Source organism: Pseudomonas sp. Pseusp88, from assembly GCF_047303955.1.
Lineage (GTDB): Bacteria > Pseudomonadota > Gammaproteobacteria > Pseudomonadales > Pseudomonadaceae > Aquipseudomonas.
The window spans coordinates 159,502-180,198 of record NZ_JBGLYM010000004.1; the positions used below are offsets into that span (position 1 = coordinate 159,502).

The 20,697-nt window shown below is 59.5% G+C and carries 20 protein-coding genes; 9 read left to right on the forward strand and 11 right to left on the reverse strand.

What is annotated here, in order from left to right:
* The first annotated feature begins 66 nt into the window (after window positions 1-66).
* The 7 genes from ACCD02_RS07360 (at window position 67) to ACCD02_RS07390 (ending at window position 6,667) form a co-directional block, all read left to right on the forward strand.
* Entirely contained in the window at window positions 67-1,248 is a 1,182-nt protein-coding gene (locus ACCD02_RS07360; RefSeq protein ID WP_413299916.1) for an amino acid ABC transporter permease, read from the forward strand.
* A gap of 10 nt (window positions 1,249-1,258) precedes the next feature.
* Window positions 1,259-2,356, forward strand: coding sequence for an amino acid ABC transporter permease (locus ACCD02_RS07365; protein ID WP_413299918.1), 1,098 nt, complete (start codon window positions 1,259-1,261; stop codon window positions 2,354-2,356).
* Between the two features lie 10 nt (window positions 2,357-2,366).
* Window positions 2,367-3,131 carry an amino acid ABC transporter ATP-binding protein gene (locus ACCD02_RS07370; RefSeq protein ID WP_259107453.1) on the forward strand — a complete coding sequence of 255 codons (765 nt, stop codon included), beginning with the start codon at window positions 2,367-2,369 and terminating at the stop codon, window positions 3,129-3,131.
* A 291-nt stretch (window positions 3,132-3,422) separates the two neighbouring features.
* Entirely contained in the window at window positions 3,423-4,712 is a 1,290-nt protein-coding gene (locus ACCD02_RS07375) for a CynX/NimT family MFS transporter (protein ID WP_413299921.1), read from the forward strand.
* A gap of 87 nt (window positions 4,713-4,799) precedes the next feature.
* Window positions 4,800-5,285 (forward strand): nuclear transport factor 2 family protein, encoded by a 486-nt coding sequence (locus tag ACCD02_RS07380; RefSeq protein WP_413299923.1) that lies wholly within the window; start codon window positions 4,800-4,802, stop codon window positions 5,283-5,285.
* 42 nt (window positions 5,286-5,327) lie between these two features.
* On the forward strand, window positions 5,328-5,669 hold the full coding sequence (locus tag ACCD02_RS07385; protein WP_413299925.1) for a GIY-YIG nuclease family protein: 342 nt from the start codon (window positions 5,328-5,330) through the stop codon (window positions 5,667-5,669).
* Window positions 5,670-5,734: 65 nt separating this feature from the next.
* A complete protein-coding gene (locus ACCD02_RS07390) occupies window positions 5,735-6,667 on the forward strand; it encodes a glutathione S-transferase family protein (protein ID WP_413299927.1) in 933 nt (310 codons plus the stop codon).
* Window positions 6,668-6,673: 6 nt separating this feature from the next.
* On the opposite strand, the gene ACCD02_RS07395 is transcribed toward ACCD02_RS07390, so the two are convergent.
* The 3 genes from ACCD02_RS07395 to yejK form a co-directional block, all read right to left on the reverse strand.
* A complete protein-coding gene (locus tag ACCD02_RS07395) occupies window positions 6,674-7,975 on the reverse strand; it encodes a DUF2599 domain-containing protein (protein ID WP_413299929.1) in 1,302 nt (433 codons plus the stop codon).
* A gap of 193 nt (window positions 7,976-8,168) precedes the next feature.
* Window positions 8,169-8,519: a glutaredoxin domain-containing protein gene (locus ACCD02_RS07400; protein ID WP_413299931.1), complete on the reverse strand. Its 351-nt coding sequence runs from the start codon at window positions 8,517-8,519 to the stop codon at window positions 8,169-8,171.
* 5 nt (window positions 8,520-8,524) lie between these two features.
* A complete protein-coding gene (gene yejK, locus ACCD02_RS07405) occupies window positions 8,525-9,526 on the reverse strand; it encodes a nucleoid-associated protein YejK (protein WP_413299933.1) in 1,002 nt (333 codons plus the stop codon).
* 393 nt (window positions 9,527-9,919) lie between these two features.
* On the opposite strand from yejK, the gene ACCD02_RS07410 reads away from it, so the two are divergent.
* A complete protein-coding gene (locus ACCD02_RS07410; protein WP_259105994.1) occupies window positions 9,920-10,201 on the forward strand; it encodes an HU family DNA-binding protein in 282 nt (93 codons plus the stop codon).
* Between the two features lie 230 nt (window positions 10,202-10,431).
* Here ACCD02_RS07410 and rlmF read toward each other — a convergent pair whose 3' ends face one another.
* A complete protein-coding gene (gene rlmF, locus ACCD02_RS07415) occupies window positions 10,432-11,448 on the reverse strand; it encodes a 23S rRNA (adenine(1618)-N(6))-methyltransferase RlmF (RefSeq protein WP_413299935.1) in 1,017 nt (338 codons plus the stop codon).
* 160 nt (window positions 11,449-11,608) lie between these two features.
* Between rlmF and ACCD02_RS07420 the strand changes: the two genes are divergently transcribed.
* The gene (locus ACCD02_RS07420) at window positions 11,609-12,484 is read left to right on the forward strand and encodes a LysR family transcriptional regulator (protein WP_413299937.1); all 876 of its coding nucleotides are present in this window, start codon (window positions 11,609-11,611) and stop codon (window positions 12,482-12,484) included.
* 2 nt (window positions 12,485-12,486) lie between these two features.
* On the opposite strand, the gene ACCD02_RS07425 is transcribed toward ACCD02_RS07420, so the two are convergent.
* From ACCD02_RS07425 to ACCD02_RS07455, 7 genes are all read right to left on the reverse strand, one after another.
* On the reverse strand, window positions 12,487-13,731 hold the full coding sequence (locus ACCD02_RS07425) for an aminotransferase class III-fold pyridoxal phosphate-dependent enzyme (protein WP_413299939.1): 1,245 nt from the start codon (window positions 13,729-13,731) through the stop codon (window positions 12,487-12,489).
* Window positions 13,732-13,758: 27 nt separating this feature from the next.
* Window positions 13,759-15,045 carry a TRAP transporter large permease gene (locus tag ACCD02_RS07430; RefSeq protein ID WP_413299941.1) on the reverse strand — a complete coding sequence of 429 codons (1,287 nt, stop codon included), beginning with the start codon at window positions 15,043-15,045 and terminating at the stop codon, window positions 13,759-13,761.
* Window positions 15,042-15,539 (reverse strand): TRAP transporter small permease, encoded by a 498-nt coding sequence (locus tag ACCD02_RS07435; RefSeq protein ID WP_413299943.1) that lies wholly within the window; start codon window positions 15,537-15,539, stop codon window positions 15,042-15,044. The genes ACCD02_RS07430 and ACCD02_RS07435 overlap by 4 nt, the downstream gene beginning before the upstream one ends.
* Before the next feature lie 6 nt (window positions 15,540-15,545).
* Entirely contained in the window at window positions 15,546-16,547 is a 1,002-nt protein-coding gene (locus tag ACCD02_RS07440; protein ID WP_413299945.1) for a TRAP transporter substrate-binding protein, read from the reverse strand.
* A gap of 233 nt (window positions 16,548-16,780) precedes the next feature.
* The gene (locus tag ACCD02_RS07445; protein ID WP_413299947.1) at window positions 16,781-19,627 is read right to left on the reverse strand and encodes a valine--tRNA ligase; all 2,847 of its coding nucleotides are present in this window, start codon (window positions 19,625-19,627) and stop codon (window positions 16,781-16,783) included.
* 164 nt (window positions 19,628-19,791) lie between these two features.
* Window positions 19,792-20,205 (reverse strand): DNA polymerase III subunit chi, encoded by a 414-nt coding sequence (locus tag ACCD02_RS07450; protein ID WP_413299949.1) that lies wholly within the window; start codon window positions 20,203-20,205, stop codon window positions 19,792-19,794.
* A gap of 7 nt (window positions 20,206-20,212) precedes the next feature.
* On the reverse strand, window positions 20,213-20,641 hold the full coding sequence (locus ACCD02_RS07455; RefSeq protein WP_413299951.1) for a DNA polymerase III subunit chi: 429 nt from the start codon (window positions 20,639-20,641) through the stop codon (window positions 20,213-20,215).
* Between the last annotated feature and the right edge of the window lie 56 nt (window positions 20,642-20,697).

Consider the following 20,697-nt stretch of genomic DNA (forward strand, 5'->3'; position numbering starts at 1 on the left):
TGAACTGTGCCCGCAAGCCCCGTCAGGCTTGCGGGCATTTTTGTTCCATTTTTCCTGGGGCACTCCATGCAAAAGCAAATCGGCGCACCAACGAAGGGTTTTTCCCTGACAGATCCAAAAGTGCGTGCCTGGTTATTCCAGATCATCACGGTTATCGCGGTGATCGCGATGGGCTGGTATCTGTTCAGCAACACCCAGACCAACCTGCAGCATCGGGGTATTACCTCCGGCTTCGGTTTCCTTGATCGAAGTGCGGGTTTCGGTATCGCCCAACATTTGATCGACTACACCGAATCCGACAGCTACGCCCGCGTATTCGTCATCGGTCTGCTCAATACCTTGCTGGTGACTTTCATCGGCGTGATCCTGGCGACCCTGCTGGGTTTTGTCATTGGTGTCGCGCGGCTGTCCAACAACTGGATCGTGAACAAGCTGGCCACGGTCTACGTTGAAGTTTTCCGTAACATTCCGCCTCTGTTGCAGATCCTGTTCTGGTACTTCGCGGTATTCCTGACCCTGCCCGGTCCGCGTAACGCCCACGGTTTCCTGAACATGTTCTATGTCAGCAGCCGTGGTCTGAACATGCCGGCCGCGCTGAAGGCCGAAGGCTTCTGGGCATTTTGGGTCAGCATTGTCGTGGCCATTGTCGCCATCGTGCTGATGGCCAAATGGGCCAACAAGCGTTTCGATGAAACCGGCGTACCTTTCCACAAGTTCTGGGCCGGCCTCGGTCTGTTCATTGTGATCCCGGCCTTGAGCATGCTGGTATTCGGCGTGCCGGTACATTGGGAAATGCCGGAGCTCAAGGGCTTCAACTTCGTCGGTGGCTGGGTAATGATCCCGGAACTGCTGGCCTTGACCCTTGCGTTGACGGTCTACACCGCAGCGTTCATCTCCGAGATCGTGCGTTCGGGTATCAAATCGGTCAGCCATGGCCAGACCGAGGCCGCGCGTTCCCTGGGCCTGCGCCCCGGCCCAACGCTGCGCAAGGTGATCATTCCCCAGGCGTTGCGGGTGATCATTCCGCCTCTGACCAGCCAATACCTCAACCTGGCGAAGAACTCCTCGCTGGCGGCCGGTATCGGTTATCCGGAAATGGTTTCGCTGTTTGCCGGTACGGTGCTCAACCAGACCGGGCAGGCGATTGAAGTCATTGCCATCACCATGAGCGTGTACCTGGCGATCAGTATCAGCATTTCCCTGCTGATGAACTGGTACAACAAGCGCATTGCGCTGATTGAGCGGTGAGGAAGAGCGCATGAGTACACATATTTTCAAACCCAACATGCCGCCACCGAGCAAAGTCTTCGGGCCGGTGGCATGGATGCGCCAGAACCTGTTCTCGAACTGGATCAACACCCTGTTGACCCTGTTCGCGATCTACCTGATCTGGCTGATCATTCCACCGCTGCTGAGCTGGACGATCTTCGACGCCAACTGGGTCGGCACCACTCGCGCCGACTGCACCAAGGCTGGTGCCTGCTGGGTGTTCGTCGAACAGCGCTTCGGCCAGTTCATGTACGGCTACTACCCGGCGGACCTGCGCTGGAGGGTTGACCTGACCGTCATCCTGGCGATCGTTGGCGTGGCACCGCTGTTTATCTCCCGGTTTCCGCGCAAGGCCCTGTACGGCCTGAGCTTCCTGGTGATTTACCCGATCGTTGCCTTCTGCCTGTTGCATGGCGATGTCTTCGGCATGGCTGCCGTGGCGACCAGCCAGTGGGGCGGTCTGATGCTGACCCTGGTCATCGCTACCGTCGGTATTGCCGGTGCCTTGCCATTGGGTGTGATCCTGGCCCTGGGCCGTCGTTCCAACATGCCGGCGGTGAAGGTGATATGCGTGACCTTTATCGAGTTCTGGCGTGGTGTGCCGTTGATTACGGTGCTGTTCATGTCCTCGGTGATGCTGCCGCTGTTCCTGCCTGAAGGCATGAACTTCGACAAATTGCTGCGCGCCCTGATCGGCGTGATCCTGTTCCAGTCGGCCTATGTGGCTGAAGTGGTACGGGGCGGCATGCAGGCGATTCCCAAGGGGCAGTACGAAGCTGCAGCCGCCATGGGCCTGGGTTACTGGCGCAGCATGGGCCTGGTGATCCTGCCTCAGGCGCTCAAGCTGGTCATCCCCGGTATCGTCAACACGATCATCGCCCTGTTCAAAGACACAAGCCTGGTGATCATCATTGGGTTGTTCGATCTGCTCAACAGCGTCAAGCAAGCGGCCGCCGACCCGAAATGGCTCGGTATGGCCACCGAAGGCTATGTCTTCGCGGCACTGGTGTTCTGGATCTTCTGTTTCGGCATGTCCCGCTACTCCATGCATCTGGAGCGCAAGCTGGACACTGGCCACAAGCGTTAGGAGTTTTGTGATGAGTGAAGCTATCGTTAAGCCCCTGGGCGCTGAAGGCATGATCCGGATGGAGGGCGTACACAAGTGGTACGGCCAGTTCCATGTGTTGAAAGACATCAACCTGAACGTGCGTCAGGGCGAGCGTATCGTCCTGTGCGGCCCGTCGGGTTCGGGCAAGTCGACCACCATTCGCTGCCTCAACCGTCTGGAAGAGCACCAGCAGGGCAAGATCATCGTTGATGGCACCGAACTGACGTCGGACCTGAAACAGATCGAAACCATCCGCCGTGAAGTCGGCATGGTGTTCCAGCACTTCAACCTGTTCCCGCACCTGACCATCCTGCAGAACTGCACGCTGGCACCGATGTGGGTGCGCAAGATGCCCAAGGCCAAGGCCGAGGAAATCGCCATGCACTACCTGGAGCGCGTACGCATTCCGGAGCAGGCGCATAAATTCCCGGGTCAGCTCTCCGGTGGGCAGCAACAGCGTGTGGCGATTGCTCGTGCGCTGTGCATGAAGCCGAAGATCATGCTGTTCGACGAGCCGACTTCGGCACTCGACCCGGAAATGGTCAAAGAGGTTCTGGACACCATGGTCGGCCTGGCGGAAGAAGGCATGACCATGCTCTGCGTAACCCACGAAATGGGCTTTGCCCGTACCGTGGCCAACCGCGTGATCTTCATGGACAAAGGCGAGATCGTCGAACAAGCCGCGCCAAACGACTTCTTCGATAATCCGCAGAGTGATCGTACTCGTTTGTTCTTGAGCCAGATCCTGCATTGATCGGTTGAAGGCAGTACAAAAAAGCCGGACCTTGGGTCCGGTTTTTTTATGCCTGCTGAATACAGGCCGTTGATTTGAATCGGGCTGATTTTCTGGGACCGGCTTCAGCCGGGAAGGCCTTTGTCAGACCATGGATATGTATCGGATGTACCGACCTCTTCGCGGGCAAGCCTCGCTCCTACGATCGCTGTATGGCTCTGAAGAACGGTGAACCTTGTATTCCCCACCATTCTCCAACAGGATGCTTGCCCGCCATTCAGTGCGATGACATTTTCAGATACAGAGCGTCCCATGACTATTCAGGCCCCCAAGAGCCCGTTGTCCGAAGAAACTTTACTGCCCCGTAATATCGAGACATTGATCGACTGCGAAAGCGATGATGAGCAGGTCCAGCACGCTGCGCCGATGCTCAAGCGTCCGTGGCTGTTGCTGTTGGGCCTGGTGCTGGTGGCGTTGAACCTGCGTCCGGCGTTGTCGAGCATGTCGCCATTGCTCGGTGCGGTGTCCGATAGCCTTGGCCTGTCGGGTTCGACGGCGGGCTTGTTGACCACGCTGCCGGTGCTGTGCCTGGGGCTGTTCGCGCCACTGGCGCCGATTCTGGCACGGCGTTTTGGCAGCGAGCGGGTGGTGCTGGGGATTTTACTGACGCTGGCGGCGGGGCTGGTTGTGCGTAGCTCGATGGGGACTGCCGGATTGTTCGTCGGCAGCATCATGGCCGGGGCCAGTATCGGGATCATCGGCGTGCTGCTGCCGGGGATCGTCAAACGCGACTTCCCCAGACAGGCGGGGACCATGACCGGTGTCTACACCATGGCACTGTGCCTGGGCGCGGCCATTGCTGCCGGCTCCACGGTGCCCTTGAGTCACTATTTCGACAATAGCTGGGCCATCGGCCTGGGCTTCTGGATCGTCCCGGCGCTGATCGCCGCGATGGTATGGCTGCCCCAGGCAAAGCAAGGCCATGGCGCCCATCATGTGGCCTATCGGGTACGCGGTCTGCTGCGCGATCCTCTGGCCTGGCAGGTCACCCTTTATATGGGCCTGCAATCTTCGCTGGCCTATATCGTTTTCGGCTGGCTGCCGTCGGTGCTGATCGGCCGTGGCCTGACGCCGATCCAGGCCGGGCTGCTGCTCTCCGGTTCGATTCTGGTCCAGTTGATCAGCGCCTTGAGCGCTCCCTGGCTGGCGACCCGTGGCAAGGATCAGCGCCTGGGCATCCTGGTCGTCATGGCCCTGACTCTGGGCGGTCTGTTCGGTTGCCTGTACGGGCCGCTGGATGGCCTGTGGGGCTGGGCCATCGTGCTGGGCCTGGGGCAGGGCGGTACGTTCAGTCTGGGCCTGACCCTGATTGTGCTGCGCTCACGGGATTCCCATGTAGCCGCCAATCTTTCGAGTATGGCCCAGGGCATCGGTTACACTCTGGCCTCCATGGGGCCTTTCGCCGTCGGCATCGTCCACGACATGACTGGCGGCTGGGATGCCATTGGCTGGATTTTCGGCGTGATTGGCCTGGCTGCCATCGTTGCCGGGCTTGGTGCCGGAAGGGCGAGGTATGTGCAGGTCAGCAGCGAAAAAGTGTGATCGAGATATTTGCGTGATGGATGTACATGGCAAAGCGGCATTGCGCCGCTTATTGTAAGAGCCTGTTTTGCCAATGGATGAGCGCCCATGAGTGACGAAGAAAAACGCCTGATCAACAATGCCCTGATCACTCGCTTCTATGAGGCTTTCAATCGCCTGGACGCCGAGGGCATGGCTGCCTGTTATGCCGAAGACGTGATTTTCAGCGATCCGGTATTCGGTGAGCTGCACGGTCGTCAGGTCGGGGATATGTGGCGCATGCTCACGTCCCGGGCCAAGGAGTTCTCATTAACCTTCGATCAGGTCCGCGCCGACGAGCACAGTGGTGCTGCCCACTGGGTCGCCACCTACCTGTTCAGCCAGACCGGCCGCACGGTGGTCAACGATATCCAGGCGCGCTTCGTGTTCCGCCACGGCAAGATCATCGAACACCACGACTACTTTGACTTGTGGCGCTGGTCGCGTCAGGCCCTGGGGACCAAGGGCCTGCTGCTGGGCTGGACGCCGCTGGTCAAGAACGCCGTCCGCGCCCAGGCGCTGAAAGGCCTCAAGGCATTTCAGGCAGGGCGTTGAGCCTCTGTTAGAATCGCGCCTTTGGCCCTATCGACCGCCGCCATGCCTGATGCTGCATCCGCCACAGCCCAACCAGTAGCCGAACTGTCGAGCATCAAGCCGTGGTTCGTCTATCTGGTGCGCGCGGCCAATGGTTCGCTGTACTGCGGTATCAGTGATAACCCGGTGCGCCGTTTTGCCAGCCATCAGAACGGCAAGGGCGCGCGGTTCTTCAGTTCCAGCCCGGCGGTCGCGTTGGTCTATGTCGAATCATGGCCGAGCAAGGGTGAGGCTTTGCGTCATGAACGACTGATCAAACGACTGAAAAAGAGCGCCAAGGAGCACCTGGTGGCGAGCTTCGATCCCCTGATCATCCAGCCGCTTGATAAGGCGCCATCAGCCTGAGCGGGTAGGCCGCCCGCACCGGGAACGTTAAGCTGTGGGCTCTCCCACCGCAGGACGGACCCACTATGTCAGAGCTGATCCTCCACCATTACCCCACCTCGCTGTTTGCCGAGAAGGCGCGTCTGATGCTGGGGTTCAAGGGGCTGTCGTGGCGCTCGGTGACCATCCCCCCGATCATGCCCAAACCGGATCTGACCGCTCTCACCGGCGGCTATCGCAAGACCCCGGTGTTGCAAGTGGGCGCCGATATCTACTGCGACACCGCCCTGATCGCGCGCCGCCTGGAGCAGGAAAAGGCCTCGCCAACCTTGTACCCCGCAGGCCAGGAGTTCACCGTGGCTGCGTTCGCCGAATGGGCCGACGCGGAGCTGTTCAAGCATTCGGTCAGCCTGGTGTTCCAGCCAGCCTCCCTGGCCGTGCGCTTCGCCAAGGTGCCCCCCGAGGCATTCAAGGCGTTCGTTGCCGACCGTACCACGCTGTTCGATGGCGGCAGCGCCTCCCGCGTGCCGCTGCAACAGGCCCAGCATCAATGGCCGACGTTCATGACTCGGCTGGAGCTGCAACTGTCGCGCAGTGGTGATTACCTGTTTGGCGAGCCGTCGATTGCCGATTTCTCGGTGGCCCATACCCTGTGGTTCCTCAAACAGACCCCGGTGACCGCGCCGCTGGTCGATGACTATCCGCAGGTCGCCACTTGGCTGGCTCGGGTGCTGGGCTTCGGTCATGGCGCGCCCAGCGAAATGAGTTCTGCCCAGGCGTTGGAGATTGCTGCCAACGCAACCCCGGTGGCACTGCCAGACGAAGTCTTCGTCGATCCGAATGGCTTCCAGGCTGGTGATCAGGTGCTTATCGCCGCCACCGACTATGGTGTTGATCCAGTGGCGGGCGAGTTGGCATTTAGCGGTCGCGAAGAGTTGATCCTGCGCCGCGAGGATGAGCGTGCCGGTGTCGTGCATGTGCATTTCCCGCGCCTGGGCTTTCGCCTCGACAAGCGTTGACCGCGCTCAAGGCACCGGATTGCAGCCACTGGCTTCGGCGACTGCCTGGGTCACGTTGGGCCTGAATGGCTCAAGGTTCCATTCGGGCTTGTCGCGGTACTTCACCAGCAGGCAGACGAATTGGCGGCGCATGCCACCGCCGTTTCGTTCCAGCCACTGCGGGTCCTGGTCGTGGGCGTTAGCCAGTTCGGCATAGGCCACATCGGTTTCATTGGCCTTGATGGCTCTGCCACAGGGCGTGGGGGTGACGCTCAAGCGCCATGCACCCTGCGGGATACCGCTTTCGACAGGTTGGCTCCAGGTCGCGCTTTCTATGTACTTGTCGCAACTTCCCTGATCATTGGCGTCGTAGGCAAAGCGGGCGCCGGTAAAGCCCGGCGCCAGGTTCATGCGCAGGACCGGTACCAGATAACCCGCCTGCCGCAGCTTCTGCTGAAAGATCATGGCCAGGGTCAGGGGTGTCTGGTTGTCAGCGTTGAGTTCACTGCCGCGATTGACGTCGTAGACGAAGGCGTCGATATAAGGCGTCAGCTTGCTGCCGTCGTTGGTTGCCGAGCTGTTCTTGAGCAGCAGTTCCGTCCAGCCGCTCGCCGCCCAGGTGCCTTTGAATATATGAATGCCAATCAGGGTGCGCCAATCGGAATTACTCTCCACGTTCCACGAACACTGATTGCGTTGCATGGTCACGCCGCCTGCGCCGTAGCGTTTGATCCAGGCGTCTGCCGGATTGGCTGCCGCGGATACTCCCACTTCAGCACAGGAGCCATAGGCATTGGCCTGATTGACGTTGGGCTGCATCTGCTTCTGATTACTGGGATCTTCCTGGGCGTCACTTTCGAAATCACAACCGTTCCAGCCCCGTGGTGTTCCCGACTGCCCGCTCTTGTCCCGCAGCGCACGGGTGGTGTCGGCATCGAAGCTGTAGATGCACAGCCAGCCCACATCCAGAGGTGGCAACTGGTTGGCTACAGCATCTTCGGGGGCGCGGATGACGAAACCGGCGGGGTGATAGAGCCTGTTGCTGGGCGTATCCTGCCTGATCCAGCTGTAGGAGGTGGAGCCCAGTTCAACGGCCAACGGGCTGTAGTCCCATGGATTGAATCTGCCGGTGTCGAGAGTTCGCACGATCACCCCGGTGCAATAGTAATGGCCGCGCTGTGCGCCGGTTTTATCCGTACAACTCTGTATTTGTTCGTTGTAGTTCTTGTTGATCATGGCGGCGGTTGTTGATGGTGCAATGCTGAAGTCCAGGGCCAGGCATTGCGTCGTCAGCAAGATATACAGAGGGATTGAAGCGAGATGATTCATCTTCGTCACTCCATGGATTCCGTGCAGGCAACAGCGCTGTCCAGTACCTGGAATTGTTTTTAACGGACGAATCAAAGGTGAAACGAAGGGGTGGGGCTGTCTACTGTCATTATTGCTAGGTTAATCCCGCTGTTAGTTCATAACCGCAGGATTGTTTATTTCGCGCAATTTTATGCCGGTACGGCAGGCGGGCTCAGTTCAGCGCCGCAAGGATCTCCTGCTCGCTGAAGCCACGGATGATTGTGCCGTTGACGTCAATCAGCGGAATGCCACGTCCACCGAGGGCTTCATAGGCCTTGCGACCCTCGACGGACTTCTCGATATCGAACTCCTTGTAAGGGATGCCCTTGCTGTCAAGGAAACGCCGGGTCTGCTTGCAGTAGCCGCACCAGTCAGTAGCGTACAGCACCACATGCTGTTGCTTCTGCGCGGCACTGGCGGTGACCGGGTCAGGATTGAAGAAGTGCTCGATCTTGCCCCAGTTCTGATAGACCGCGACGAACAGCAGGATCAACGCAAATTTTTTCAGCACGCCGGTGAACATGGTGATTACCGCCGTTTCAACTGATCAGTCAGCTGCGTCGGCAAGCCCTTGATGATCAGGGTGCCGGCTTCTTCGTCGTATTCGATCTTGTCGCCCAGCAGGTGCGCTTCGAAGCTGATCGACAGGCCCTCTGCGCGGCCGGTGAAGCGACGGAACTGGTTGAGGGTGCGTTTGTCTGCCGGGATTTCCGGGGACAGGCCGTAGTCCTTGTTGCGGATGTGATCGTAGAAGGCGCGCGGGCGGTCTTCGTCGATCAGGCCTGACAGTTCCTCAAGCTCCATGGGCTCGCCCATCTTGCTCTGGCTGCTGGCGTAGTCGACCAGGGCCTTGGTTTTCTCCCGGGCGGCGTCCTCGGGCAGGTCTTCGCTTTCGACGAAGTCACTGAAGGCCTTGAGCAGGGTGCGGGTTTCGCCGGGACCGTCGACCCCTTCCTGACAACCGATGAAGTCGCGGAAATACTCCGAAACCTTCTTCCCGTTCTTGCCTTTGATGAAGGAAATGTACTGCCTGGACTGTTTGTTGTTCTGCCATTCCGAGCAGTTGATACGCGCCGCCAGGTGCAGTTGACCCAGGTCCAGATGGCGTGACGGCGTGACATCGAGCACTTCGTTTACGGCCACGCCTTCACTGTGATGCAGCAGGGCGATGGCCAGGTAGTCGGTCATGCCTTGCTGGTAGTGGGCGAACAGCACATGGCCGCCCACCGACAGGTTGGACTCTTCCATCAGTTTTTGCAGGTGCTCCACCGCGACGCGGCTGAAGGCGGTGAAGTCCTTGCCGCCGTCCAGGTATTCCTTGAGCCAGCCGCTGAACGGGTGCGCCCCGGACTCGGCATGGAAAAAGCCCCAGGCCTTGCCCTGCTTGGCGTTATAGCTTTCGTTGAGGTCGGCCAGCATGTTCTCGATCGCCTGGGATTCGGCAAGTTCGGAGTCACGTGCGTGGAGGACTGCGGGCGTACCGTCGGGTTTTTTGTCGATCAGGTGGACGATGCAGTGACGGATCGGCATGGGGCTTCTCGCTGATGGTGGTGTGAGCGGCCGGCAGGGCGGCGGGGCGGCTCGATTGAAAGGCGGCAAGTGTAACGCACCCGGGTCGATATGCGCGGCCTGAGCCAGGTTTTGAGCGTTCACTCTGCTTTTTTACAACTTTGTCGCCGTAAACCTGACCAAAAGGGTAGGTAGGTGGGGATATTTGGTCGCTGCTGTGCTAGTTTTGCGCCGTCTTGCGCACTGAAGCGCGCTAAGCACGCAGTTTTGCACGTTGTGGCCGAACCAAACCCCGGTTTGAGTATCTACATTTCGCGATTAATCGTGGCTCTAGGGGGGCCAGGTTCGTTGCCTGGCCGCAGGCCGACTTGCACTCTGCAATCCAAATGAATTTGATAGGGAAGGAACACCACCATGGCTCTGACTAAAGACCAATTGATCGCCGATATCGCAGAAGCTATCGACGCGCCAAAAACCACCGCGCGTAACGCTCTTGAGCAATTGGGCCAGATCGTTGCCGATCAACTGGAAAACGGCGTTGAAATCACTCTGCCAGGCATTGGCAAACTGAAAGTGACCGAACGTCCGGCTCGTACCGGCCGCAACCCTTCGACTGGCGCTGCCATCGAAATCGCTGCCAAGAAAGTCATCAAGTTCGTTCCAGCCAAAGTGCTGACCGACTCGATCAACAAGTAAGCTTCGGCTGATTTGTTAAAAAGCCGTGCTCCGGTCTACCGGGCACGGCTTTTTTATGTCCGGGATTTTCTTGAAAGCGCTATGGGTCTTTCGCATTGACGGGATCTGGGGGAGCCGGCTTGCTGGCGATAGCGGTATAACAGACGGCAATTTCATTGCCTGAACGGACGCCATCGCCAGCAAGCCGGCTCCTACGAAGATTGCGTTCCAGATTGGAAATATTGACCGGGTTATTTCCAGCGTTCCTGTCGCCACGCCTCCTGCTGCGCTTGATCCTGAAAGGTCCAGGCCACGAAGCGGCTCTGTTTCTGCCCCTGGCCCATCTCCACCACCTGGCTGTGTAGCGCACCGGCTTTTTTCAGGGCGTTCTGGATCAATGGCAGATTGGAGGCCTTGGACACCAGGGTGCTGAACCACAGCACCTGCTGTGGCACTTTGGCGCTTTCGTTGATCAGTTGCGTCACGAAGCCAATCTCGCCACCTTCGCACCATAGCTCCTGGGATTGCCCGCCAAAATTCAGCACCGGCAGCTTGCGCTTGGGATCGGCCTTGCCCAATGCACGCCACTTGCGCTGGCTGCCGCGCAGGGCTTCGTCCGGGGAGGCGTGGAAAGGCGGGTTGCACAGGCTGATATCGAAGCGTTCGTCGCTGGCGAGCAACCCGAGCAGAATATGCTTGCGATTGGCCTGCTGACGCACGCTGATAGCCTTGGCCAGGCCATTGGCCCTGACGATGGTCGTGGCCGCAGCGACAGCTGTAGCGTCGATCTCGGAGCCGACGAAATGCCAGCCGTAGTCACTGTGCCCCAACAGCGGATAGATGCAATTGGCGCCGGTGCCGATATCCAGGGCCTTGATTGCCGCGCCCTTTGGGACTGCGCCACTGTTTTGTTCGGCCAACAGATCTGCCAGAAAGTGCACATAGTCAGCGCGGCCCGGAATGGGTGGGCACAGGTAGTCCGCCGGGATATCCCAATGGGCGATGCCATAGAACGCCTTGAGCAGCGCCCGGTTAAATACACGTACGGCGGCCGGGTCGGCGAAGTCGATGCTTTCCTTGCCGTAGGGATTGATGATCACGAATTTAGCCAGCTCGGGGCTGCTTTTGATCAGCTTGGGAAAGTCGTAGCGACCCTGGTGACGGTTGCGCGGATGCAAGGTGGCTTTCTCTTTGACAGGCGCAGATTTGCCTGTTGAAGGTTTTGCAGCCTTTTTACCTGGCGCGACGGATTTGGGTGGAGTTGTCATGTACAGATTTAATCGGGAGAAAGACCAACATTGTCACACAGTCTTGCGAGTAACGCTGCGCAGCCCGGTCCGCAATGAGCCGCATATGGGGAACAATCCTTGCTTGTAAAAGCCTGGATAAGTTAACCGCCGTCCTGCGGTTTTCATGAGGTATCGAGCTATGCGCCATCTAGATACAGATGCTTTGGCTGCGTTCGTGGCGGTCATCGACAACAACGGCTTCACGGCCGCTGGAGATCGTATCGGTAAGACCCAGGCGGCGGTGAGCCTGATGCTTGCGCGGCTTGAGGCGCGGATCGGGCGCAAGCTGGTCGAGCGGCATCGACGTGGCGTCACCCTGACCGAACATGGCGAGCTTTTGATTGGGTACGCCCGGCGCATCCAGATGCTGGAAGACGAGGCATTGCTGGCGTTGCAATGTGAAGGTGAAGCCTCACGAATCCGCATCGGCATGCCGGACGATTATCTCGAATCGATCGGTTGTGTGCTGGTCCAGCAGTTCTCGGTTCTGCACCCGCATTTGCAGGTCGAGATCATTTGCGATTTCTCTTCCAAGCTCGAAGTGATGCTGCACCACGACAGTATCGACCTGGCCATCATTACGCGCAGTGAAGGCAGCAACAGCGGCGAGCTCTTGCGTGTCGAGGCGCAACTCTGGTGCGCAATGGCGGGATATTTCCCCGAGGCCAATGCGGTTTTGCCGCTGTCGCTGTTCGCTGATTCGTGTCGCGCGCGTCCGAGGATTCTTCAGGCGCTGGACAATGCTCTGGTGCCGTGGCGCGTGATCAGTTCCTCCTCGCATCTGCCAGGGGTCATGCACCCGGTGCGCAGCGGTTCCGCTGTTACGGTACTACCCGCGTCAGTCATCCCCAATGGGTGGCGTATTCTGGGCGAGGAGCAGAACCTGCCGGCTTTGCCAGCGCTGGAGCTGGCGTTGATGGTCCCGGAAAATGCTCGCTTGAGCACCCGCCGTCTGGCGCATTTCGTGCGCGAGCATTTCCAGGTTGCTGCCGCTGCTGTCGCCATCGGCGCCTGAAATCAGGCCGCTCCGGCAGCCAGGATACTGGCGGCGGCCTTATAGCCGCTGAGCAAAGTCTGCATCGCGGCCTCGTCATGGGCGAAGGTCAGGTAGATGCGACCAAAGGCGAAAGGCATGGTCATGACGTTCTGCGCACGTAACGCCACATGCAGGTCGAGACTCCACCGGGCGTTGGCGATTGCTGCCGCCTGGGCATAGTCTGCCGGCGCCTTGTCACTCGGCCACAGGGTAAAAACGGAGCCATATCCGCTGCTGCTCAGGGGCAATCCTTCATCGGCGAATGCACGGATGATGTCCGAGCGCAGTTGATTGCCACGTTTGAGCAGCGGCAGATAATCATGCTGGCGCAGTTGCTCGAGCGTTGCCACGACTGCCGCGCAAGCGGGCGGGTTACCGCTGTAAGTCCCGGCGCGAACGATGCGCTTGTCTTCAAACAGCTGCATGATTTCAGGTTTGCCCAGCAGCGCTGCGACCGGCACGCCACTGCCGATGGCTTTGCCGACTGTTGCCAGATCGGCATCGACGCCCAGCAAGTGCCCGGTCAGGCCTGCATGCAGACGAAAGCCCATGAGCACTTCGTCCAGTATGACCAGTGCACCCTGTTCATGTGCCTTATCGCTCAAATGCTTGAGATAACCCGTCACGGGCTCGATGCAGCCAGCATTGGCCAATACCGGCTCGATGATCACGGCGGCGATGTCCGGGTAGTCGTGGAACAGGCGGTCGACGTCTGTGAAGTCGTTGTAACGCAGCAAGATCATGCCATCGCGTTCGGGACGTGCTGCCGAGGCGGGCATTTGCGCTTCGCTGGAGCCGGCATTGCCGAATGCGACTTCATCGAACCAGCCGTCATAGCTGGCGGCGAACCGGACGATGCGTCTGCGCCCGGTGGCAGCCCGCGCAGCCCGACAGGCCAGGTGCACGGCTTCGCTGCCGGTATTGAGGAAGATGACCTGACTCAGCGGGCCCGTATGGCTGGCCAGAGAACAGGCGGCCTCTGTTTCAAGGTCATGGGCGAATGACGGCATGGGGCCGCGCTGCAAGGCCTGGATGACGGGAGCCAAAACCTTGGGGGCGGCATGGCCGAGCATCGTTGCACCAAAACCCATGGCGGTGTCGACATATTGCTCGCCGTCGTTACCCCACAGCCAGGCCCCCTGAGAGCGTTGGACTGCGAATGGCTGGCCGTCGATTTCAGGCAAAGCGCGGCCGCCGCTGGAAATACCACCGATTAGATGTTTCATAGATGTACCCGGAAAATTTAAAGGGAGTCAGTAGCCCGTAATGTGTGGCAGCCATTGAGTGAGGCTTGGGAAGGCAATCAACAGGGCGATGGCGATGGCGGTGGCGAACCAGAACGGAATCAACTGGCGCGATACTGCGCCGATGTCGACACGCCCAACGTTACACACCACAAAAATGTTGGTGCCGATAGGCGGGGTGAACAGCCCCCAGCCCAGGGTCATGGTGAAGATCAGGCCTATCTGATACGGATCGAACCCTGCGGTCTTGGCGATAGGCACCAGAATGGGCGCGAGGATGATCATCGCCGGCCCCAGATCTAGCCAGAAACCAACAACCTTGAGGACCAGCACCACCAGTAAAATTGTCGCAATCGGCCCGGTATGCAGGTTGACGATCCACGAAGCCACGGTGTGCGGTACGAGTTCGAAGGTCAGAATCCAGCCGAAGGGCATCGCCACGGCCATGATGATCATCACCGAACCGGTAATGGTCACGGCCTCGGTAATGGCCGGGAACATATCCTTCCACGCCAGTTGCCGATAGATCACGGTGCCTACGAAGATGGCATAGAGCACTGACAGCGATGCGGCTTCAGTTGCAGTGGCGAAGCCGCTGACGATGGAGCCCAACACCATGACGGGCATCAGTAACGCGGGCGACGCGCTCCACAGATCGCGCAGCAGGGCGAGCGCATCGAAGGGTTCATTACTTTTCGGAAAGTTCTGGCGTACCCCGATGATGTAGGCCGTGATCATAAACGTCGCGGCAAGCATGACGCCTGGCAGTACGCCGGCCATGAACAGGCCGCCGATGGACGTATTGGTCAGCACGCCGTAGAGGATCAGAATCACGCTGGGCGGTACGATAATACCCAGGGTACCCGACGCCGCAGTAACCGCTGCCGCGAACGCCCGGGGATAACCCCTGGCTTCCATGACCGGAATCATGACTTTGGCAACGGTGCCTGTGTCTGCTGTCGCCGATCCGGTCAGGCCGCCATAGACAAACGCCGTGGCCACGTTGACCGGGCCGAGGCCGCCGCGCATGCGACCGAAGCAATGTTCGGCGATGCGCATGATGCGTACGGTCAGTCCGCCGCGATTCATGAGCTCTCCGGCCAGCAGAAACAGCGGAATCGAGGCCAGGGTGGATGAGTCGGCACCGCGTACAGCCTGTTGCGCCAGCCATGACCAGGGCATGTGCAGGTCGCCCAGGGCCAGGGCGGCAATACTGCCCCCCGCCATGGCCCAGACCACCGGTACGCCGGCCATCAGCAGGCAGAAAAACGCCAGAAATAGAATCAGAACGGTCACAGGGCTTTCTCCCGGCGGTTGAAGATGAGCCATAACCGCACCAGAGCAATGATCGCCAGCATGGCTGAGGCACTGATCAGGGCCAGCATGGTCAGCCCCGAAGGCCAGCGCAGCACCGGCGTGGGCAGCGCCCAGCCGCGGCTGATTGCGGCACTGCCGCTGACCAGCAGCCAGACGCTGATGATCAGCAGCGTCAGGCAGCCGAGCCCTTCAAGCCCGCGCTGCACTTTGCCTGGCAACAGCGACACCAGGCCCTGGAAGCTGACGTTCTCGTGGCGCAGTTCGGCTATCACGGCACCGACAAACGTGACCCAGACAAAGCTCATCGTGGCTATTTCGAACGACCACTCGAAGCCGTGAAGGCTGAAGTAGCGGGCGAAGATTCCGGCCAGCGTCGAGACGAACGTCACGATGAACATCGCGACGCCGATCACCGACAGTACTCGCTCGGGCCAGGAGCGTGGCGCTTGCTCTGAGGGCAGGGCGGTCGACATGATCAATCACTCGCCCTGAGCGTCGTGGCGAAGCTTCTCGACGAAGTCAGGGCCCCAGACTGCCCCGAAATGCTCGTAGACAGGCTTGCTCAGGCTGCGGAATGCTGTGGTGTCGACCTGATTGAACTTGACCCCCTTGGCTTCCATTTCCTTCTGGATTTTGGCGTAGACATCATCCAGTTGAGCGCGATACCAGATTGTCGTGTCGGCGACCGCATGATTGAGTGCGGTACGATCAGCCGCGCTCAGGCTGTCGTATTTGTCCTTGTTGATGAACCAGAAGTTGGCCGACCAGATGTAGTTGGACACCGAGACGTTTTTCGCCACTTCGTACCATTTCTGATCGTAGAAATCCCGAAGCTCCGGTTCCACCCCGTCCACTACGCCGGCTTGCAGCGAGGTGTAGACCTCGCCGAATGGAATTGACTGACCCAAGGCTCCCAGTTGCTTGATGGTGGTCAGGATCACAGGGTTGGGCGGGGTGCGAATCTTCAGGCCAGCCAGGTCGGCGGGACTAGTGATGGGGTGTTTGCTATTGGCAAATTGACGAAACCCCGAGTCCAGCGCGGTCAGCATCATAAAGCCGTTGTCGTGGCCCATCGTAAGAAACTGCTTGCCTGCCGGGCTGTCGAGGTAGGCGTGGACGCTTTTTTCATCCTTGAACAGGAACGGCAAAGACAACGCGTTGAGCTTGGGGTCGATGCCATCCACCGAGCCCCCCAGGCCGATGTCGATCGCACCGGCACCCACTGAGTCGACGATGGGGGCTTCATCGCCCAACTGGCCGTCCGGGTAAATCTGGATTTTCAGGTCACCCTTGGTTTCGGCGCTGACTTGCGCGGCGAATTTGATCATGGCCTGGTTGATCAGGCTGTCGCTGCTCGAGGCATGAGCCAGGCGCAAGGTTTGCTCAGCCATGGCCGAGCTCATGCACGAGAGCAGGGCCAGGCCCAGGACCGTACGTTTGAAGCCGGATAACCGGGAATTGCCGTTGAATGCTGCAAACATTTCGAATACTCCGCCGATTGCTGTCTGCTAGCGTTATCCGATGCGTGGGATTTCAAGTCAATAAATGCTGGCCTTTTGCTCATTAAGATCATAAATACCACCATACGATTATTAATCTTATTTCTTAACTCATTGATTTTAATTGTTTTATTTTTCAGGTCTGCTGTTTTTCAAGGAAAAAAAAGAGGCCCGTGAAGGGCCTCTCATTTCAGCGCAACGACTGCTGGACAGACTTACAGACTGGCGATGCGAGCGTGCTGCTCGGCCAATTTACCCAGGGCCTGTTCGGCCTCGGTCAGCTTGGCTCGTTCCTTGGCGATCACCTCAGGCGGCGCCTTGTCGACGAAGGCAGCGTTGGACAGCTTGCCGCCCACACGCTGGACCTCGCCTTGCAGACGCTGGATTTCCTTGTCCAGGCGTGCCAGTTCGGCACCCTTGTCGATCAGCCCGGCCATTGGCACCAGCACTTCCATCTCGCCGACCAGTGCGGTCGCGGACAGCGGGGCTTCGGCGCCTTCTGCCAGAACGGTGATGGACTCCAGCTTGGCCAGCTTTTTCAGCAGGTAGTCGTTTTCGTTGAGGCGACGCTGGTCTTCGGCCGTGACGTTCTTGAGGAACAGTTGCAGCGGCTTGCCCGGGCCGATGTTCATTTCCCCGCGAATGTTACGCACGCCGAGCATCAGGCCCTTGAGCCATTCGATGTCGTTCTCGGCGGCTTCGTCGATGCGTGCCTCGTTGGCCACCGGCCAGGGTTGCAGCATGATGGTCTTGCCTTCGCTGCCTGCCAGCGGCGCCAGGCGCTGCCAGATCTCTTCAGTGATGAAGGGCATGAACGGATGAGCAAGGCGCAGGGCCACTTCGAGCACACGTACCAGGGTACGGCGGGTACCGCGCTGACGTTCGATCGGTGCACTTTCGTCCCACAGCACGGGCTTGGACAGTTCCAGGTACCAGTCGCAGTACTGGTTCCAGATAAACTCGTACAGCGCTTGCGCGGCGAGGTCGAAGCGGAACTGATCCAGTTGACGGGTCACTTCGGCTTCGGTGCGTTGCAGCTGCGAGATGATCCAGCGGTCGGCCAGGGACAGTTCGACTTCTTCGCCGTTCTGGCCGCAGTCCTCGCCCTTGTCCAGCACGTAGCGCGCGGCGTTCCAGATCTTGTTGCAGAAGTTGCGATAGCCTTCGACGCGGCCCATGTCGAACTTGATGTCGCGACCGGTAGACGCCAGCGAGCAGAAAGTGAAGCGCAGGGCGTCGGTGCCGTAGCTGGCGATACCGTCGGCGAACTCCTGGCGGGTCTGCTTCTCGATCTTCTTGGCCAGTTGCGGCTGCATCATGCCGCTGGTGCGTTTCTGCACCAGTGTTTCAAGGTCGATACCGTCGACGATATCCAGCGGGTCCAGGACGTTGCCCTTGGACTTGGACATCTTCTGGCCCTGGCCATCGCGCACCAGGCCGTGGACATAAACGGTCTTGAACGGCACTTGCGGGGTACCGTCTTCATTCTTCACCAAATGCATGGTGAGCATGATCATCCGGGCGACCCAGAAGAAAATGATGTCGAAGCCGGTAACCAGCACGTCGGTGGAGTGGAAGGTTTCCAGTGCCTTGGTCTTTTCCGGCCAGCCGAGGGTGGAGAATGTCCACAGGCCCGAGCTGAACCAGGTGTCGAGTACATCATTGTCCTGCTGCAGGGCAATGTCCGGGCCGAGGTTGTGCTTGGCGCGCACTTCCGTTTCGTCGCGGCCTACATAGACCTTGCCGGACTCGTCGTACCAGGCCGGAATGCGGTGGCCCCACCACAGCTGGCGGCTGATGCACCAGTCCTGGATATCACGCATCCAGGAGAAGTACATGTTTTCGTATTGCTTGGGCACGAAGGCGATGCGGCCGTCTTCCACGGCGGCGATGGCGGGTTCGGCCAATGGCTTGGTGGAGACGTACCACTGGTCGGTCAGCCACGGCTCGATGATGGTCCCCGAGCGGTCGCCTTTCGGTACTTTCAGGGCGTGATCATCAACGCTGACCAGCAGGCCGGCGGCATCGAATGCGGCAACGATCTGTTTGCGTGCTTCGAAGCGGTCAAGACCTGCGTATTGCGCAGGCAAGGTGCCGTCGATGCTTTCATTCAGAGTGCCGTCGAGGTTGAACACCTGGGCCGCAGGCAGTACGGCGGCGTTCTTGTCGAAGATATTCAGCAGCGGCAGGTTGTGGCGCTTGCCGACTTCGTAGTCGTTGAAATCGTGGGCCGGGGTGATTTTCACGCAGCCGGTGCCGAATTCAGGATCGCAGTAGTCGTCAGCGATGATCGGGATGCGCCGACCGACCAGGGGCAGTTCGACGAACTTGCCGATCAGGGCCTTGTAGCGCTCATCGGAAGGGTTCACCGCAACGGCGGCGTCGCCAAGCATGGTTTCCGGGCGCGTGGTCGCAACGATCAGGTAATCCAGGCCTTCGGCGGTTTTCGCGCCGTCGGCCAGCGGGTAGCGCAGGTTCCACAGGAAGCCTTTCTCGTCGTGGTTTTCCACTTCCAGATCGGAAATTGCCGTGTGCAGCTTGGTATCCCAGTTGACCAAACGCTTGCCGCGGTAGATCAGGCCGTCTTCATGCAGGCGCACGAAGGCTTCTTTAACGGCGTCGGACAGGCCATCGTCCATGGTGAAACGTTCGCGGCTCCAGTCGACGGACGAGCCCAGGCGGCGAATCTGACGGCTGATATTGCCACCGGACTGATCTTTCCACTCCCAGACTTTCTCGAGGAATTTCTCGCGACCCAGTTCGTGGCGGTTCAGGCCCTGGGCTTCGAGTTGGCGCTCTACCAGCATCTGCGTGGCAATACCGGCGTGGTCGGTGCCCGGTTGCCACAGGGTGTTGCGACCCTGCATGCGGCGGAAACGGATCAGGGCGTCCATGATCGCGTTGTTGAAACCGTGGCCCATGTGCAGGCTGCCGGTCACATTCGGCGGCGGGATCATGATGGTGTACGAGTCACCCGCGCCCTGCGGAGCGAAGTAATTCTCGGACTCCCAGGTCTGATACCAGGAAGTTTCGATGGCGTGCGGCTGGTAGGTCTTGTCCATGCGCGGCGGGAACCTGATTGGCATTAATTCGGGAAAGCCGACAAGTATAGCGAGGGGGGGAGCCTGAGGCCACCAGTGGCGTTTGATGCAGGCCGTAGGAGCTGCCGAAGGCTGCGAAGGCGGTGTGTCAGATAAACCTGTTCGCAGCTCCTACAGGAGGCATTTCAATCCTGATACTGGCTCAGAAGGCGCTCCAGTCGCACATCCAGGCGCCGCTTGATCTCGGTCTCGATATGCGGGGCGAAGTCGTCGATCACGTCTTGCATGATCAGTTGTGCGGCGTCGCGCAGTTCGCGATCCAGGTGCAGCAGGGCATCGGCCTTGCTGACCGTTGGGGCCTTAGGCGCCGGGGCGGGCGCAGGTGTCGGGGTCAGAGTGGGGATGCGGCTGTCGTCGCTGTCGAAGTCGAGTTCGGGCGTCAGGACGGGGTGGGCGCCCACCACATCGAACAGCAGGGGAATCTGGGTTTCGCCCGAAGAGGCGGGGGCGGATTGGGATTCGTCGCCGAGCAGTTGGCGGATCGATTCGAGATCGTCCAGCAGGTGTGCGGCTTCTTTCTGAGGTTTTGAAGTGTCCATCGGTTACTCAAAGACGCTGTAGACGGTGATCCTGCAGAGGATAGCCCTGTTCGCGGTAGAAGCGGAAACTCTCTCGTGCGGCCAGACGAATTGCCGGTTCTTCGACGACGATCTCGGCTACACGGGCGAAGTTCTTGAAAAACGTCGGGATGCGCAGGTCGAGATTGACCAAAAGGTCCTGATGCGTTCCGGCATCGTCACCCAGGCCCAGCACTACCGCCGCATCATGATCGTCCTCGGCGCTGCCGTGGGGGATGAAGGCCTCGCCCTTGAAGCGCCACAGCCGGGCATCCAGTTCTTCGCGCTGAGCGGCATCGCTGCAATGCAGATAGACCTTGTGGCCCAGGCGCCAAGCCTTGTCGGTGAGCTTGCAGGCGAAATCCAGGCGTGCGACGGGATCGGCACTGGGCAGGATATAGAAATCGACTTGGGTCATGGGATGTCCAGAAAGTCTGCCGGGCTATGTATACAGCCCGGCAGGTTTGCGAGGGC